The 528-nt window shown below is 38.6% G+C and carries 1 tRNA gene; it reads right to left on the minus strand.

Annotated features, from left to right (window positions below):
* Positions 1-38: 38 nt before the first annotated feature.
* Positions 39-129: transfer RNA gene (locus AB4512_RS22985), tRNA-Ser, on the minus strand.
* Positions 130-528: the final 399 nt, after the last annotated feature.

Raw genomic sequence — 528 nt, forward strand, 5'->3', positions numbered from 1 at the left:
CAAAAAAGCCGCTGATTTCTCAGCGGCTTTCTTTAAAGTGGTGGAGGGATAGGGATTTGAACCCTAGAACCGCTATTAACGGTTGCCGGTTTTCAAGACCGGTGCTTTCGACCACTCAGCCATCCCTCCAATGGCGCGTATAATATAAGGGTGGCTTTCGCTTGTAAATACCCTTATTAACTGACTGCCTTTTTTATGAACGCTTTTTGGTGTTTTTGTTCTGAATGATTATTTATTGTTCGGTTTATTAAGAAGCCGACAAAATCTAATATTCAATAAGCCAAGTATTCCCAACTTTTGTTATACGTGAAGTGTTTCTGTGCTATTAAAAAAGAAAGTATCTAATTGGCTTGCAGGTAAAGTTATGAGGGGAGTGGCTTAGGCGCATGAACTTTTAGTTTAGAACGGTGAGATCGGAATTTAAAACTAGGTATAAAGTGAATGGGTTTGAAACTGGGACTGTAGAGAGTTTTGTTAGATGAGCTTTATATTTTAAAAAGCTTCAGATGCAAAAAAGCCGCTGATTTC

The organism is Vibrio sp. 10N.222.52.B7 (assembly GCF_041474275.1).
In the GTDB taxonomy this organism is placed as follows: domain Bacteria; phylum Pseudomonadota; class Gammaproteobacteria; order Enterobacterales; family Vibrionaceae; genus Vibrio; species Vibrio crassostreae_C.